The sequence below is a fragment of the Nonomuraea sp. NPDC050556 genome (assembly GCF_044457355.1).
Taxonomy (GTDB): Bacteria; Actinomycetota; Actinomycetes; order Streptosporangiales; family Streptosporangiaceae; genus Nonomuraea.
Genome location: NZ_JBITGU010000001.1, coordinates 2936474 through 2951400, shown reverse-complemented (window position 1 = coordinate 2951400; position 14927 = coordinate 2936474). Strand labels below are relative to the sequence as shown.

The window sequence follows — 14927 nt, the reverse complement described above, 5'->3', positions numbered from 1 at the left end:
TAGTGAATCAGTTACTACCCGTGAGGAGACGCGTCAGGACTTTCACGCCGAACTCCAGCCCCTCCACCGGCACCCGCTCATCCTTGCCATGGAACATCCCGAAATAGTCCAGATCCGGCCGCAACATCAGCGGCGCGAAGCCGTACCCCTTGATCCCGATCCTCGCGAAGGACTTGGCGTCCGTCCCCCCGCTCATGACGTACGGCACGGGCCGCGCCTGAGGATCCTCGGCCACCAGCGAAGCCGCCATCTCGTCGAAGAACGACGACGGGTAGGGCGCGGACGGCGCCTCCTCCAGGTTGACGAACTCCCGGGTGATCTTGGGACCGAGCAGCTCGTCGATCGTCGACAGGAACTCCTCCTGCAGCCCAGGGAGATAGCGCCCGTCAATGTGCGCCTCAGCCGTGGACGGCACCACGTTGACCTTGTACCCGGCGTTGAGCATCGTCGGGTTCGCCGAGTTCCGCATCTGCGCCTTGAATAGCGATCCCAGGCTGCCCAGCCGCGCCGCCTCCGCGTCCAGCCGGTCCAGGTCGATCGGCTGCCCGGTGATCTCCGCCAGGTCCTCGATCAGCGCCGCCACCGCCGGCGTCAGCCGTACCGGCCACTGGTAGGACGCGACGCGCGACAGCGCGTGCGCCAGCGTCGCGACCGGGTTGTCCACCGGCGGCCGGGACCCGTGCCCGGCGACGCCGTGCGCGGTGACCTTCATCCACGACGTCCCCCGCTCGCCCACCGCGACCGGATAAATCCGCTCATTTCCGGAGGTGACGGAAAACCCGCCGGACTCGCTGATCGCCTCGGTGACCCCGTCGAAGAGCGAGCGGTGCGAGGTGACCGCATACCGCGAGCCGTAGTCGCCGGTCGCCTCCTCGTCGGCCAGGAACGCCAGCACGACGTCCCGCTTCGGCCGCACCCCCCGCGCCGCCAGGTCGAGGGCGGTCGCGATCGTCATCGAGCACGAGCCCTTCATGTCGACGGCCCCGCGCCCGTAGACGCAGCCGTCGGTGATCTCTCCGGAGAACGGGTGCAGCTGCCACTCCGCCGGGTCGGCCGGCACCACGTCGAGGTGGCCGTGGATGAGCAGCGCGTCGGGCGAGTCGCCCTCGATGCGCGCCACCACCGTCGTGCGCCCGGGAGCGGATTCGAACACCGTGGGCTGGATCCCCGCGTCGGCGAGCAGCGTGGCGACGTACTCTGCCGCCGGCCGTTCCCCGGACCCCGGATTGGTGGTGTCGAACCTGATCAGATCCGAGCAGATCTCCCCGACGCTTTTCACCGGTCGTACCCCTTGAAGATTCGTTCGTAGAAGGCCAGCTCGGCCTCCAGTACCGCGACGATAGTTTCCTCCCTGCGCCAGCCGTGCTGCTCGCCGGGGAAGGTGAGCAATGCCCACTCTTTGCCATGCCTGTCCAGCTCCGCGACAAACCTCTCGGCTTGCGAGACGTCCACGATCGCGTCCTCCAGCCCGTGCATCATCAGCACAGGACCTGAGGCTTGAGCCGCGTGAAGGAGCGGCGATCTGTCCAGATACCGCTGCCTTTCTGAATCCAGCGGCCCGATCAGACCGTCCAAATACCGCGACTCGAAGTCATGCGTCTCCGCCGCCCACCCCTCGGGGTCGGTGATGGCGTAATGCGCCACCCCGCCGGCGAACACGTCGCTGTGCACCAGCGCCGCGACGGTCGTCCATCCGCCCGCGCTGCCGCCGCGGATCGCCAGGCGGAAGGCGTCGGCGCGGCCGAGTTCCACCAGGCCGCGGGCCACGACGGCGCAGTCCTGGACGTCGACGACGCCCCACTGGTGGCGCAGCCGCTCGCGGTAGGCCCTGCCGTACCCGGTCGAACCGCCGTAGTTGACCTGCGCGACGCCGATGCCCCTGCTGGTGAAGAAGGAGATCTCCAGGTCGAGCACCAGCGGCCTGGACCCGGTCGGCCCGCCGTGCGCGAACACCACGTACGGCGCGGGGCCGGAGACGCCGAGCGGCGGGTAGAGGTGCGCGTGCACGCCGTCGATCGTCACCGCCTCGGGCGTGGGCAGCAGCTCGCGCGCCGGCACCTGCCTGGGCGCGGACACCACCGCGTGCCCGCCGCCGTCCAGCTCGACCGCCGTCACCTCCAGCGGGCTGTACGGCGAGGCGGACACGCCCACCGCGACCCCGTCGCCCGCGCTGACCGACGCCGACCACCAGGTCCAGTCGCCGGGCAGCTCGCGCAGCTCGCCGGTGGCGGGGTCGAGCACGCCGATGCGCCGCCGGTCGGCCGTGCCGTACAGGGTGACGACCCGCTCGCCCGCGACGGCGAACCAGGTGTTGCCCGGCTTCCAGACCGCGTCGCCGAACTCCAGCGGCATCGGCGTGAGGTTGCGCTGGGACCCGTCGAGGCCGACCAGGTGCAGGTTCCACCAGCCGGTGGGGTCGGTGACCGCGTACAGCGAGGTGGCGTCGCGCCACTCGGCCTGCACCACGGACTCGGCCGGTCCGCCAGCCACCACCTGACAAGGGCCACCGTCAAGAGCCATGACGCACAGCTCGGTGCCGTCCCACGGCATGTTCGGGTGGTCCCACCCGATCCACGCGATGTGCTGCCCGTCGGGCGAGATGCGGGGGTTCATCAGGAAGTGCTGTGCGCGCACGAGCACCCGCGAAGGGCCGCCGTCCAGCGGGATCGCCACGATGTCGCGGACGGTGCCGACCTCGCGGACCGCCCACACCTCGTCCAGGCCGGGAGGCACGTAGAGATCCCCGAAACGGCCCTCGGGGGAGATCGCGACCGGCTCGCCGTCGAGGAGCAGGAAGACGCGCTGCCGCTCCCAGTCGGTGAACACCAGCCCGCCGCCCGGCAGGGGACGCCACGACCGCCCGCCGTACTCGATGAGCCTGTTGCGCGCGTTCCACCCCTGCGGGAGCACGTCGGCGAGTCGGCCGTCGGCCGTCCGCCGCACCACGCAACGGCGTCCGCCCTCGTGCGGGCGCGGCTCGTCCCACCAGATCTCGGCTCCGACGGCCTCCACCCACAGGGGGCCGCCGTCGACGCGCGCCACTTCAACAGGACTGATGCTCATGACTCACCAATTGCCGTCGGACGAGGGAAGGGGGACGTGCGGCGGGTGGATGACGTAGACGATCCCGCCGCTGCCGGTGCTGCGCAGCCACACGTTCTCGAACGCGGCGCGCGGATACACCCGCCGCACCTCGCCGTCGGACGGCGCGGCCGGGTCGTTGGCCACCACGTCGCCCGAGGGCGTGAACCCGGCCACGACCATGATGTGGCCGCGCGTGGAGTAGCCGGAGCCGGGCAGCTCGTGGTCCTTGAACGACAGCGAGGTGATCACCGGGATGCCCGCCGCGACGAACCGCTCCAGCTCGGTCAGCGACCGCAACCGGGTGACGAACCCGGACAACCCGTGGCTGCCCGCGTAGGCGACGCTGAACGGCCAGTTGCCCGTGCCCTGGTAGCTGTGGTCGTACATGCCGCGCGCCGCGTGGTCGACGGCCGGGCACGGGTCGCCCTCGCCCACCCAGGCGAGGTCGTCCCGGTGCGGACCGCGCCCCCAGAACTCCAGCACCATCGCCACCGAGGCGGGGCTGCACCAGTTCTCGCCGCCGCCGTCCCACTGCGGGTAGTGGCCGTGGTGCGCCTGCTGCGAGTGCGCCGGCACCTCCAGCACGATCCCGCCCGCCGTTCCAGGCTCACTCACCGGTACGGCGGGCCGCTGCGGAACGGCCGACGCCATAACGCCCAGCCCGGACACCCACGCGCCGGAACCGTACAAGGTCACCCTGACCCTGAAGGCCGTCGCGCCGTGCCGCGCCACCAGCGTGTCGACGGCCACGTCGCCGTCGTCGTCGCCCTGGCCCGGCACCGAGGTGCGGTGCACGTCGGCGTCGCCCTCGGCCCAGCGGCCCATCACGTACCACCGGGTCAGGTGCCCGGCCGACGTCCTGGCCTGCAGCTCGACCTCCAGCCAGCTCCCCGCCGGGGTCCGCGCCGTCCAGGAGGGGACCAGCTCGGTCGCGGTGAAGCCGATCTCGCGCTCCTCGCTGGTCCAGCGGCGGTGTTGCCAGGTCGTCTGGCCGCCGCCGAACGGGTCGTCCAGGACGGCCGCGCCGGATTCGAGGGGTTCCTCCGGCGTGAAGCGGTGGAAGGCGACGCGGCTGAGATCGACGGTGAGCACCGGCCCCATTGTGGTCGCCGCCCCGCCGTACGGCATCGGAGAGTTTACGTAGTGCTCACAGGTACAGCCCTGGACTGTCAGTGCGCGCGGACGGGGCGATGGCGCGGCCGGAGCGCAGGGCGTACAGCTCGGCCAGCGTCGCGCCCTCGGGGCCGACGCCGTCGGCTGAGCCCAGCCACCGCACCGCCTCCTCGCGCGGCAGCGCCCCCACCTCGATCTGGGCCAGGCACCTGCCGGGGCGGACGATCGCCGGGTGCAGGCGGGAGACGTCCTCGTTGGTGGTGATCGCCACGAGCACGTCGCGGCTGTGCCCCAGCAGGCCGTCGGTCAGGTTGAGCAGCCGCGACAGCCCCTGGCCCGCCACGGCTTTGGCGCCGGAGCCGATGAGCTCGTCGCAGTCCTCCAGGACCATGAGCCGCCAGCGCTTGCTGTCGTCCTCGCCGTCGTGGCCCACGGCGACCTGCATGAGGTAGCCGGGCTCGTCGAACAGCCGCTCGGGGTCGAGCACGCAGTCGACCTGGCACCACTCGCGCCACTGCCTGGCCAGGGCGCGCAGCAGCGTCGTCTTGCCCGTGCCCGGCTCGCCGTGCAGCAGGATGATCCGGCCGCTGACCTGCTCGGGGGTGAGCGTCATGAGGCGCTCCAGCGGCTGCTGGACCCGGCCCGCGTAGTTGCGGCTGATCTCCGACCACTGCGGCGCGGGCACCGACTTCTCCGAGCGGCGCGCCCGCTCCTGGGTGCGCCACCAGAAGCCCAGCTCGATGCGGCCGTCGTCGGCCTTCGGCTCCTCGGCGCCCTCCGTGGACTCCTTGAGCACCGACTGGGCCAGCTCCTCGCTGATCGCGGTGACGCTGACGAGGGCGTCGCGGTTGCGGTAGCGGACCACGCGCATCGTCCAGCCGTCGCCGCCGATCAGCCGCGAGTCCGTCCCGTCGTCCTCGTGGGCGTGCCTGATGACGCGGCCGCGCTCCGGGTGGAGGGGCGCGTCGGGGCGCACCCGCTCCAGGCGGGCCAGGCGCGCCCACGGCTGGGTGCCGTTGATGAACGGGGACAGGGCGAGGGCGTCGATGACATCGATGGCCGAGTCCTCGTCGTCCACGCTGAGATTCATGGGGAGCTCGGCATGCATGCCTTCCATGGTGCTGGGCGAGGCGGTCCGGTGTCGAAGAGTTTTGCCAGCAATAGCGGTATACCACTATTGTGGTGATATGACCGATCTCCTGCTGCGCGACGCCCGTGTGTGGGGTCACGAGACGCTGACCGACCTGCTCATCCGCGACGGGGTCGTGGCCGCGACCGGGCAGGACCTGTCCGCCGACGGCGCGCACGTCGAAGGGCTGGGCGGAAAGCTGCTGCTGCCCGGGTTCGTGGACGCGCACGCGCACGTGGACAAGACCATGTGGGGCGGCCCGTGGGTGCCGCACGACGCGGGACCCGGCCTCATGGGCAAGATCCGCAACGGCGTGGAGCGCCGGGACGAGATCGGGCTGCCCAGCGTGAACTACATCACCGCGCTGCTCCAGCAGATGATCGTCAGCGGCACCACGCACGTGCGCTCGCACGTGGACGTCGACACCACGATGGGCCTGGCGGCCGTGGACGCGGTACGCGAGGCCGTCGCGCGGCTGGACGGCCGCATCAGCATGGAGATGGTCGCCTTCCCGCAGGCGGGGCTGCTCATCAGTCCCGGTACGGCGGAGCTGATGGACAAGGCGCTCGCCGGGGGCGTCGAGCTCGTCGGCGGCATCGACCCGGCGGGCCTCGAACACGACCCGGTGCGCCACCTCGACACCGTCTTCGGCCTGGCCGAGAAGCACGGCGCCGGGGTCGACATCCACCTGCACGACGGCGGTCCGCTCGGCGTGTGGCAGTACGACCTCATCATCGACCGCGCCCTGGCCCTCGGGCTGCAGGGCAAGGTCACCATCTCGCACGGCTACGCGCTGGGCGAGGTCCCGGTGGCGGAGCAGGACCGCGTCATCGCCCGGCTGGCCGAGGCGGGCATCGGCCTGGCCACCGTCGCCCCCGCCTCAGCCGCCCCGCTGCCTTTGGTACGGCTGCGCGAAGCCGGTGTGCCGGTCGGGGCGGGCAACGACGGCGTGCGCGACCTGTGGAGCCCTTACGGCAACGGCGACATGCTGGAGCGCGCGCTGTTCCTGGCGCAGCGCAGCCGGTTCGTGCGCGACGAGGAGATCGAGATCGCCCTGGAGGCGGCGACGTACGGCGGCGCCCGGCTGTCCGGCCGGCGGGCCGGGTTCGCGGTCGGCGACCCTGGCGACTTCGTCGCGGTGGACGTCCGGACGCCCGCTGAGGCGGTCTGCGTGCGCCCGGTGCGCTCGCTGGTGGTCAAGGGCGGCCGCGTCGTCGCCCGCGAGGGCCGCCTGGTGTAGGAAGGGGCCATGGCCACACCAGCCGGACCGCAGGCGGAGTCCGCCGTCGCGCAGATCCTGGACAAGGAGGGTCGGTTGCGCGGAGCCGGTGTGCTGGTGGCGCCGGATCTCGTGCTGACCTGCGCCCACGTCATCGAGCCCGACGCCGAGCTGGGTGTGCGCGTCCAGGTGGGGTTCCCCTTCTCCTCTTCCGGCCGGTTGGAGGGCGAGGTCGTCTTCTCGCTCCCCCCGGAGCCGAAGGTACGCACCCGCGTGAACGACCTGGCGGGGATCCGGCTGATCGGCCCCCTGCCGACCGATCTCCGCCCAGCGAAGCTCGTGTCGGATCTGTCCACCAGGCAGAGGGTGAGGATCTACGGCTTTCCCAGCGGATGGGACGATGGCGCCTGGGCCGCTGCCGAGACGGTCGGGGGACTACCGGGCGGGTTGTTCCAGCTGGGACCTTCCGGCAACGGACGCCGCGTGGAGAGGGGTTTCAGCGGCGCGCCCGTCTGGAGCGAGGACGGTGAGGGGGCGCTCGGCATCGTCGTGTCCGTCGAGGAGTCGGAGACCTCCCACACAGCCCTCATGTACTCCACGGACACCCTGCTGAAGGCCTGGCCGGAGCTGGGGCAGCTGATCGAGGGCCCCGGCGAGGAGCTCTCAACGGCGCCGCCGCCACCGGCGACGGACCGGCCCCCGCGCGAGCAGACCCAGTGGGTGAGCGACGCGCCCGCGGAAGACGACGCGCTCAAGCGCGACGCCTTAGCCTCCGTCCTGGCCAAACAGCTCCGCCACGCCCGCGGCGAAACCCCGGACACCTCGTTCCTCGTGCACGTGGACGGCGCCTGGGGCACGGGCAAGAGCACCCTGCTCAACCTCCTCGCCGCCCGGCTGCGCAGCGACAGCCTGGTCATCTCGTTCGACGCCTGGCGGCACGTCAGGGTCGACCCGCCCTGGTGGGCGCTGCTCGCGGCGGTCCGCGCCGCCGTCACCCGCGACCTGCCCGGGTGGCGCCGCCCGCTGTTCCGCGTCCGCGAGACCTTCGCCAGGGTCGGCCGCGACGGCTCGGCCCAGCTCGCCTCCGCCCTGCTCCTGATCGCCACGGCAGCGGCGCTGTTCTGGCTCGGCGCCGCCACGGCCAAGGGCATCGAGGACGCGGTCAAGACCGCCACGACGGCGGCCGCCGCGATCGGCGGCCTGTGGGCGGCGGGGCTGTTCGTCAGCCGGTACGTGATGTGGGAGTCGCCCAGGCGGGCCAGGTCGTTCGAGCAGTCGCACACCAACCCCATGAACGACGTCGCCGAGCACTTCGCCTGGCTGGTGCGCCGGGCGCGACGGCCGATGGTGATCTTCGTGGAGGACCTCGACCGCTGCGACGCCACCTACGTCGTCGCCTTCCTCGACTCCGTCCAGACGCTGATGCGCGACGTCCCCGGCCACTGGCGCGGCCCCGTCCAGGCGCCGAGCTTCGTCGTCGCCATGGACGGCGTCTGGCTGCGCTGCGCCTACGAGAAGGCCTACGACACCTTCGCCGCGGCCGTCGGCGAGCCGGGCAGGCCGCTCGGCTACCTCTTCCTCGACAAGCTCTTCCAGCTCAGCGTGCCGATGCCCAGGCTCGGCCAGACCAGCCGCGACCAGTACTTCAGCGGCCTGCTCGGCGTCGGCGCGCAGCGGCAGGACCTGGACGCCGACGTCGCCGCCGCCTCGCGGGTCAGCCGGGACATCGCCGAGAGCCGCGACGAGGTCGACGTGCTCCTGGCGCTGGCCAGGACCACGCCCCAGGTGCGCAGGCTGGTCGCCGCCCAGGCGGTCGAGCGCATCTCGGACGCCGACGTCCGCGACGTCACCGTCCACGCCCTGGCGAAGTTCTCTGCGCTGCTGCACAGCAACCCCAGGGCCATGAAGCGCTTCGTCAACACCTACACCGTGCTGCGGGCCGCGCGGGTGCTGGAGGGCGCCGCCGTACCCACGGACGCCCTCGCGCTGTGGACCGTCCTGCGTATCCGCTGGCCGAGGCTCGCCGACCACCTCGAGTCCGTCCCCGAGGCGATCACGGCGATCTCGGCGGGGCGGGACGGCGACCTGCAGGGCATCCCCGAGGACGTGCGCGGGCTGGCCGCGGCGGCCGAGCTGCGTGACGTGCTGCGGGCCGTACCGGGGGTGGAGCTGACGCCGGAGCTGATCCGCGCCTGCTCGGGCGCGGCCGACGCTCCGGAGCTTCTGGACGGCGGGTAGGTCAGGATCTGCGGAGGTCGCCGGTCTGCTGGACGAGGTCGTTCCCCGGCACGTCGCGCCACAGGTAGGCGAGCGTGTCCCCGTCGAGGGTGAGCCAGATCGTGCCGGGGATGCAGCCGCCCTGGTTGGCGCCTAGGGAGAAGGTCAGCTTGTCCTTCTCCACCTTGGTCAGCGTGATCGTCCCCTTGCAGTCCACCTCGGAGTCGTACTCGCGCCACGCCGCCTCCGACCGCCCGGCCTTGAGCTCGACCCAGTTGTCCGAGCCGTTGGCGTCCATCGGGTTCGTCGTGGTCGTGTGCCCCGCCCACTTGCCGGCGAACGCGGCGGGGATCTTGAGCGGCGCCGCCTGCTGGACCGAGGTCTCCGAGGTCTCGGGGGAGGCCGTGGACGGCCCTGTCGTGGGGGTTGGCAGCGCGTCGCTGGTCGCGGTCGTGGAGCCGTGGGACGCGGGAGCCCGGTTGAACCACAACACCCCGCCGGCGGCGGCGAGGGCCACCACGACGGCCGCCGCTGCGATCAGCGGCGCACGGGACGACCCGCGCTTCACCGGTCCCGTGGTGTGCTGGCTCACGCCAGGCGCAGTCGGGCCAGGGGCGTAGGGCTGGGGTCTGTTGGGGTTGACCAGGGCGACCATGAGGTCCTGGCCGGTCGGGCGGCGGGCGGGGTCCTTGGCCAGGGCGCTCGCGATCAGGCCCTGCAGCCGGGGCGGGAGGGCCGACAGGTCCGGCTCGCTGTACAAAACCTTCTGGAGTACGGCCGGCACCGTGTCCGCGCCGAACGCCGTCACGCCCGTCGCGGCGAACACCATCGTCGTCGCCCACGCGAACACGTCCGACGCCGCCGTCGCCGGGCTCCCGTGGATCTGCTCGGGCGCCAGGTAGGTCGGCGTCCCGATCAGGCCCGAGGTCATCGTGGACGCGCCCTCGGCCCGCGCGATGCCGAAGTCCACCACGCGCGGCCCGTCCGGCCCCAGGAGCACGTTGGCGGGCTTGAAGTCGCGGTGCACCACCCCGGCCGCGTGGATCGCCGCCAGCGCCGTCGCCGTGTAGACGAACAACCGCTCCAGGTCGCCGCCGCGCAGCGGGCCGCGGTCGCGCACGCGCTCCAGCAGGGAGGGCCCGTCGACGAACTCGCTCACCACCCACGGCCGCGCCCCGTCGATCGAGGCGGTCAGCACGCGGGCCGTACAGAACGACGCCACGCTCTCCAGCGCGTCGAGCTCGCGCGCCAGCCTCGCCCGGGTCTCCGGGTCGCTGTGGGTCAGCAGTTTGACGGCGACCGCCTCGCCGGAGCGGCCGTGGGCGAGGTACACGACGCCCTGCCCGCCCTCGCCGAGCCGCCCGGCGAGGGTGAATTCGCCCAGCCGGTCCGGATCGTCCGGTGTCAGGGGGGTCACCATGGGCGCTACGTTACCGGTCCCGCCTTCCAACATGCGTTCGGACAAATGTGCGGATACCCTATGCCGTCGGTCATTTCACGGTTATGTGGAGGTATCGGGGTGTCCAGAGTGACGTTCCGCGAGCGTGCTCGATATTGGTTCGACAACACGATGGCCAAGGGCACGGTCGCCCTCATCGGCTGGCTCGCGCTCGTCTCCGTCGCCCTGATCGTGGTGGTAAGCGCGCTCTCCGTCTGGATCGCCCACGGCGAGGCGGAAGACCGCGGTGGTTTCTTCGGCATGCTGTGGGGCACGCTGGTGCGTACCCTCAGCCCGGGAAAGATCGCCACGGACACCGGCACCATCGGCTACGTCGCGCTGATGTTCGCCGCCTCGCTGAGCGGCATCTTCATCGTCAGCGTCCTCGTCGGCCTGCTGTCCAACGCCGTCAAGCAGAAGATCGACCGGCTGCGCCGCGGCCGCTCCAAGATCGTCGAGAGCGGGCACACCGTGGTGCTCGGCTGGTCAGACCAGATCGCCACCATCGTCGGCGAACTGGTCAAGGCGCACGCCAGCCAGCGCGGCTCGGTCATCGCCATCATGGCCGAACGCGACAAACCCTCCATGGAAGAGGAGCTGCGCGAGCGCCTCGGCGACACCGGCAGGACCCGCGTCGTCTGCCGCACCGGCCGCCCCACCGAACCGCGCGACCTCGGCCTGATGAACCTCGGCGCCGCCCGCTCCATCGTCGTCCTCTCGCCCGAGGGCGACGACCCGGACGCGCACGTCATCAAGACCCTGCTCGCCCTGGCCAAGCGCCCAGGCGTGCACCCGCCCGTCGTCGCCGCCCTCGCCTCCGGGCGCAACCTCGCGGCAGCCCGCCTCGCCGGAGGCCCGGACGTGCACCTCGTCGACTCCGACGACACCGCCTCCCGGCTCATCGTGCAGTCCTCCCGCCAGTCCGGCATGTCCGTCGTGTGCATGGACCTGCTCAACTTCGACGGCGGCGAGGTCTACCTCCGCACCGACGCGGCACTGACCGGCATGACGTACGGCGAAGCCCTGCACGCCTACCTCACCGCCACCGTCATCGGCCTGCGCAGGCCGTCCGGCGTCGTGCTCAACCCGCCCATGGACACCGTGATCGAGGACGGCGACCAGGTCGTCGTCATCGCCCACGACGACTCCCTCATCGCCCTCGCCACGGACGCGCCGCACCTCACCGAGGAGGCGATCACCACGGAGGAACGCACCAGCCTGGAGCCGGAGCGCACCCTCCTGCTCAACTGGAACGGCAGAGCCGAGCAGATCGTCCGCTACCTCGACGCCTACGTCGCCCCAGGCTCCGTCCTGGAGATCGCCACCGACCACCCCAGCGCCGGAGCCGACCTGAACGGCCTGCGCAACCTCACCGTCAACGTCAAGGACTGCGACACCACCGACCGGGTCGCCCTCGAATCCCTCGGCCCAGGACTGTTCCAGCACGTGATCGTGCTGTCCGACGACAGGTTCGGCACCCACCACGCCGACAACCGCACCCTGATGACCCTGCTGCAACTGCGCGACATGCAGACCACGATGGGCGAGCGCTACTCGATCGTCAGCGAGATGCACGACGAGGGCAACCGCTCCCTGGCCGAGGTCACCGAGGCCGACGACATCGTCATCAGCGACACCGTCATCGGCCTGCTCCTGGCCCAGCTCGCCGAGAACAAGCACCTGGCCGACGTGTTCAGCTACCTGTTCGACTCCAAGGGCTCGGAGATCTACCCCCGCCCCGCCTCCTCCTACCTGAAGCTGGGCGAGGAGCTCGACTTCTCCACCGTCATCGAGTCGGCCAGGCGCAGGGGCGAGACCGCCATCGGCTACCGGCTGGCCTCGGGCGTCAACACCCCGCCCCACTACGGCATCGTGCTCAACCCGCCCAAGTGGGAGCGCGTACGGCTGCGCCACCGCGACTCCGTGATCGTCCTGGCCGAGCGCTAGACCCTCCCACAGGGGGAGAGGTGAGGGTGGTGTCCATGCAGCACTGCGAAACCACCACCCTCGGCGTGCTCCTGCGGCACGAGGGCATCGAGCTCTCCGAGCCCATGATCTTCGGCCTGGGTTCCGGCCTGGGCTTCATCATCTGGGACACCTTCCTCGGCGGTCGCGTCAAGCCGTTCGTCCTGACCCAGAACCTCGTCGCCAGGCTCGGCCTGACCATGGACGCCCGCGAGACCACCTCGCCGCGCAAGGCCTGGCAGAACGTCGCCACCTTCCTCGACGAGGGCCGCCCCGTCGGCCTGCAGCTCGACTCCTACCACCTGGAGTACTTCACCTCGAAGGTCCACTTCGGCGGCCACTTCGCGGCGATCCACGGCTACGACGGCCAGAACGCCTACCTGGTCGACACCGAGCAGCAGGGCGGCAAGGTCACCACCAGCCTGGACAGCCTCGCCGCCGCCCGCTCGGAACGCGGGCCCATGACCGCCAGGAACCGCTCGTTCACCATCACCGGCACCCCGCGCGACCCGGCCGACGTCATCCTCCCGGCCATCCGCGCCAACGCCGCGGAGTTCCTCAACCCGCCCATCGCCAACCTCGGCCACCGCGGCATCGCCAAGGCGGCCAAGGTCCCCCTGCCGCCCGAGGTCGCGATCTTCATGGAGCGCGCCGGGACCGGCGGAGCGCTCTTCCGCAACCTCTACCGCGACTTCCTCGCCGAGGCGGCCACCATCCTCGACGACCCGCGCCTGCGCGAGGCCCACGCCCGCTACGCCGAGATCGCGCCCCTCTGGACCCAGGCGGCCCAGGCGATCGAGCGCGGCGACCCACCTACGGAGATCATGCTCGACCTCGCTGTCCGCGAGCGGGAAGCCATGGAGATACTGGCCATGTGAGGACCATCGACTGGGTCGACGGGGCCGTCGAGCTCATCGACCAGACGCTCCTGCCCGACACGCTGGTGATGCTGCGCGTCACCACCGTCGACGACCTGATCGAGGCCATCCAGCGCCTGGCCGTGCGCGGCGCCCCCGCCCTGGGCGTGGCGGGGGCCTTCGGCGCGGTCCTGGCGGGCGGCGACCCCGCGGCGATCGCCAGGCTGCGCGCCGCCAGGCCCACCGCCGTGAACCTCGCCTGGGGCGTCGACCAGGTCGCCGCCGCGCCCCCGGACAAGGCGCTCGACGTCGCCCTGCGCATCAGGGACGACGACATCGCCGCCTGCCACGCCATGGGCCTGCGCGGCGCCTCGCTGCTGGAGGGTTCCGATCTGCGGATCATGACCGTGTGCAACACCGGCGGCCTCGCCTGCGTGGAGCGCGGCACCGCGCTCGGCGTCGTCCGGACGCTGCACGAGCAGGGCAGGCTCGGCGAGGTGCTCGCCCTGGAGACCAGGCCGCTGCTGCAGGGCGCCAGGCTCACCACGTGGGAGCTGGCCGGGATGGGCGCGCCGCACCGGCTCATCGCCGACTCGGCAGGGCCGTACCTGCTGTCGCGCCTCAAGGTGGACGCGGTCCTCATCGGCGCCGACCGCGTCGCCGCCAACGGCGACACCGCCAACAAGATCGGCTCCTACGCGCTGGCCCTCGGCGCGCGGCGGGCGGGCGTGCCGTTCATCGTCGTCGCCCCGGAGTCGACCATCGACGCGGGCACCCCGTCGGGCGCCGACATCTCCATCGAGGACCGCGACCCCGTCGAGATCGTCCAGATCCGAGGGGTACGGCTGGCGCCCGAGGGTACGGCGGCGCTGAACCCGGCCTTCGACGTGACACCGCACGATCTGATCACCGCGATCGTCACCGAATCCCGCGTGATCAGGCCTTAGACCAAAACTGGCCAATCTTGGGACCTGTCCGCACATCCCGCGTTACGCTCAGTCGTCACCTAACCGGGGAGATCGTTGTGGCCATCGACCTCGTCTTACGGCGCGACTGGAACGCCCGTCCGCCGCGCGGCGAATACACCCAGCTCGACTCCACCAAGGGCGTCAAGGTCCATTACACCGGTGGCAGGGTCGACCCCGGCATCCTCACCAACCACGCCGGTTGCCAGGCGCTCGTGCAGTCCATCCAGAACTTCCACATGGACTCCAACGGCTGGATAGACGTGGGATACACGTATCTGGTCTGTCCCCATCGGAAGGTGTTCGAGGGGCGGGGGCTGCACCATCTGCCTGCCGCCAACGGGGCCGGGTTGAACGCCGACCACTACGCGGTGCTCGGGCTGGTGGGGAACGCGGGGCTGGTCAACCCGCCGGACTCCGTGCTGCACGGCATCGTGGACGCGATCGAGCACCTGCGGGACAGGGGGCGAGCGGGGCGTGAGGTCAAGGGGCACAGGGACGGGTTCCAGACCGACTGTCCGGGCGAGCCGCTGTACGCCTGGGTCAGGCGTGGCGCGCCCCGCCCTGGGCAGCCGCCCGGCGCTCCGCCGTTCCCCGGACGGCTGCTGTCGTTCCCGCCCGTGACGCGCGGTGACGACGTCAAGACGTGGCAGCGGCAGATGAAGAAACGCGGCTGGAACATCGAGGTCGACGGCGTGTACGGTGCCGACTCGCGCGACGTGTGCCGCAGGTTCCAGCGCAACCAGGGCATCGAGGACGACGGCGTCGTCGGCCCGGTCACCTGGAAGCTGGCCTGGGAAGCGCCGCTTCCCTAACCCTGGTAGCCGTGGCTCCCGCAGCCCGCCTGCGGGCGGCCCGCCAGGCCCCACAGCAGGTTCGCCGCGCCGCACGTGGCGGTCGCGCCGATACTGACACCCGGCAGCCCCGACAGGCCGCCGAG

At 71.5% G+C, this 14927-nt stretch carries 11 protein-coding genes; 6 read left to right on the top strand and 5 right to left on the bottom strand.

Annotation, left to right across the window (positions count from 1 at the left end):
- Window positions 1-7: 7 nt before the first annotated feature.
- From ACIBG8_RS14150 to ACIBG8_RS14135, 4 genes are read right to left on the bottom strand one after another with little or no spacing between them, the layout of a single operon-like run.
- Window positions 8-1279, bottom strand: a complete 1272-nt coding sequence (locus ACIBG8_RS14150; RefSeq protein WP_397343112.1) for a M20/M25/M40 family metallo-hydrolase — start codon at window positions 1277-1279, stop codon at window positions 8-10.
- Window positions 1276-3063 (bottom strand): prolyl oligopeptidase family serine peptidase, encoded by a 1788-nt coding sequence (locus ACIBG8_RS14145; protein WP_397343111.1) that lies wholly within the window; start codon window positions 3061-3063, stop codon window positions 1276-1278. The genes ACIBG8_RS14150 and ACIBG8_RS14145 overlap by 4 nt, the downstream gene beginning before the upstream one ends.
- A gap of 3 nt (window positions 3064-3066) precedes the next feature.
- Window positions 3067-4185 (bottom strand): C39 family peptidase, encoded by a 1119-nt coding sequence (locus ACIBG8_RS14140; protein WP_397343933.1) that lies wholly within the window; start codon window positions 4183-4185, stop codon window positions 3067-3069.
- Window positions 4186-4231: 46 nt separating this feature from the next.
- Entirely contained in the window at window positions 4232-5305 is a 1074-nt protein-coding gene (locus ACIBG8_RS14135) for a DUF5925 domain-containing protein (RefSeq protein WP_397343110.1), read from the bottom strand.
- Window positions 5306-5384: 79 nt separating this feature from the next.
- Between ACIBG8_RS14135 and ACIBG8_RS14130 the strand changes: the two genes are divergently transcribed.
- Together ACIBG8_RS14130 and ACIBG8_RS14125 are read left to right on the top strand one after the other, a co-directional pair.
- A complete protein-coding gene (locus tag ACIBG8_RS14130) occupies window positions 5385-6566 on the top strand; it encodes an amidohydrolase (protein ID WP_397343109.1) in 1182 nt (393 codons plus the stop codon).
- Window positions 6567-6575: 9 nt separating this feature from the next.
- Window positions 6576-8783 (top strand): P-loop NTPase fold protein, encoded by a 2208-nt coding sequence (locus ACIBG8_RS14125; RefSeq protein ID WP_397343108.1) that lies wholly within the window; start codon window positions 6576-6578, stop codon window positions 8781-8783.
- Between the two features lies 1 nt (window position 8784).
- On the opposite strand, the gene ACIBG8_RS14120 is transcribed toward ACIBG8_RS14125, so the two are convergent.
- The gene (locus ACIBG8_RS14120) at window positions 8785-10182 is read right to left on the bottom strand and encodes a serine/threonine-protein kinase (RefSeq protein ID WP_397343107.1); all 1398 of its coding nucleotides are present in this window, start codon (window positions 10180-10182) and stop codon (window positions 8785-8787) included.
- A gap of 99 nt (window positions 10183-10281) precedes the next feature.
- Here ACIBG8_RS14120 and ACIBG8_RS14115 point away from each other — a divergent pair, with 99 nt between their 5' ends.
- The 4 genes from ACIBG8_RS14115 (at window position 10282) to ACIBG8_RS14100 (ending at window position 14802) form a co-directional block, all read left to right on the top strand.
- Entirely contained in the window at window positions 10282-12147 is a 1866-nt protein-coding gene (locus tag ACIBG8_RS14115) for a TrkA C-terminal domain-containing protein (protein ID WP_397343106.1), read from the top strand.
- A 35-nt stretch (window positions 12148-12182) separates the two neighbouring features.
- Window positions 12183-13043 (top strand): BtrH N-terminal domain-containing protein, encoded by an 861-nt coding sequence (locus ACIBG8_RS14110; protein ID WP_397343105.1) that lies wholly within the window; start codon window positions 12183-12185, stop codon window positions 13041-13043.
- Window positions 13040-13969, top strand: a complete 930-nt coding sequence (gene mtnA, locus ACIBG8_RS14105; RefSeq protein WP_397343104.1) for an S-methyl-5-thioribose-1-phosphate isomerase — start codon at window positions 13040-13042, stop codon at window positions 13967-13969. The genes ACIBG8_RS14110 and mtnA overlap by 4 nt, the downstream gene beginning before the upstream one ends.
- Window positions 13970-14046: 77 nt before the next feature.
- Window positions 14047-14802, top strand: coding sequence for an N-acetylmuramoyl-L-alanine amidase (locus ACIBG8_RS14100; RefSeq protein ID WP_397343103.1), 756 nt, complete (start codon window positions 14047-14049; stop codon window positions 14800-14802).
- The last annotated feature ends 125 nt before the right edge of the window (window positions 14803-14927 follow it).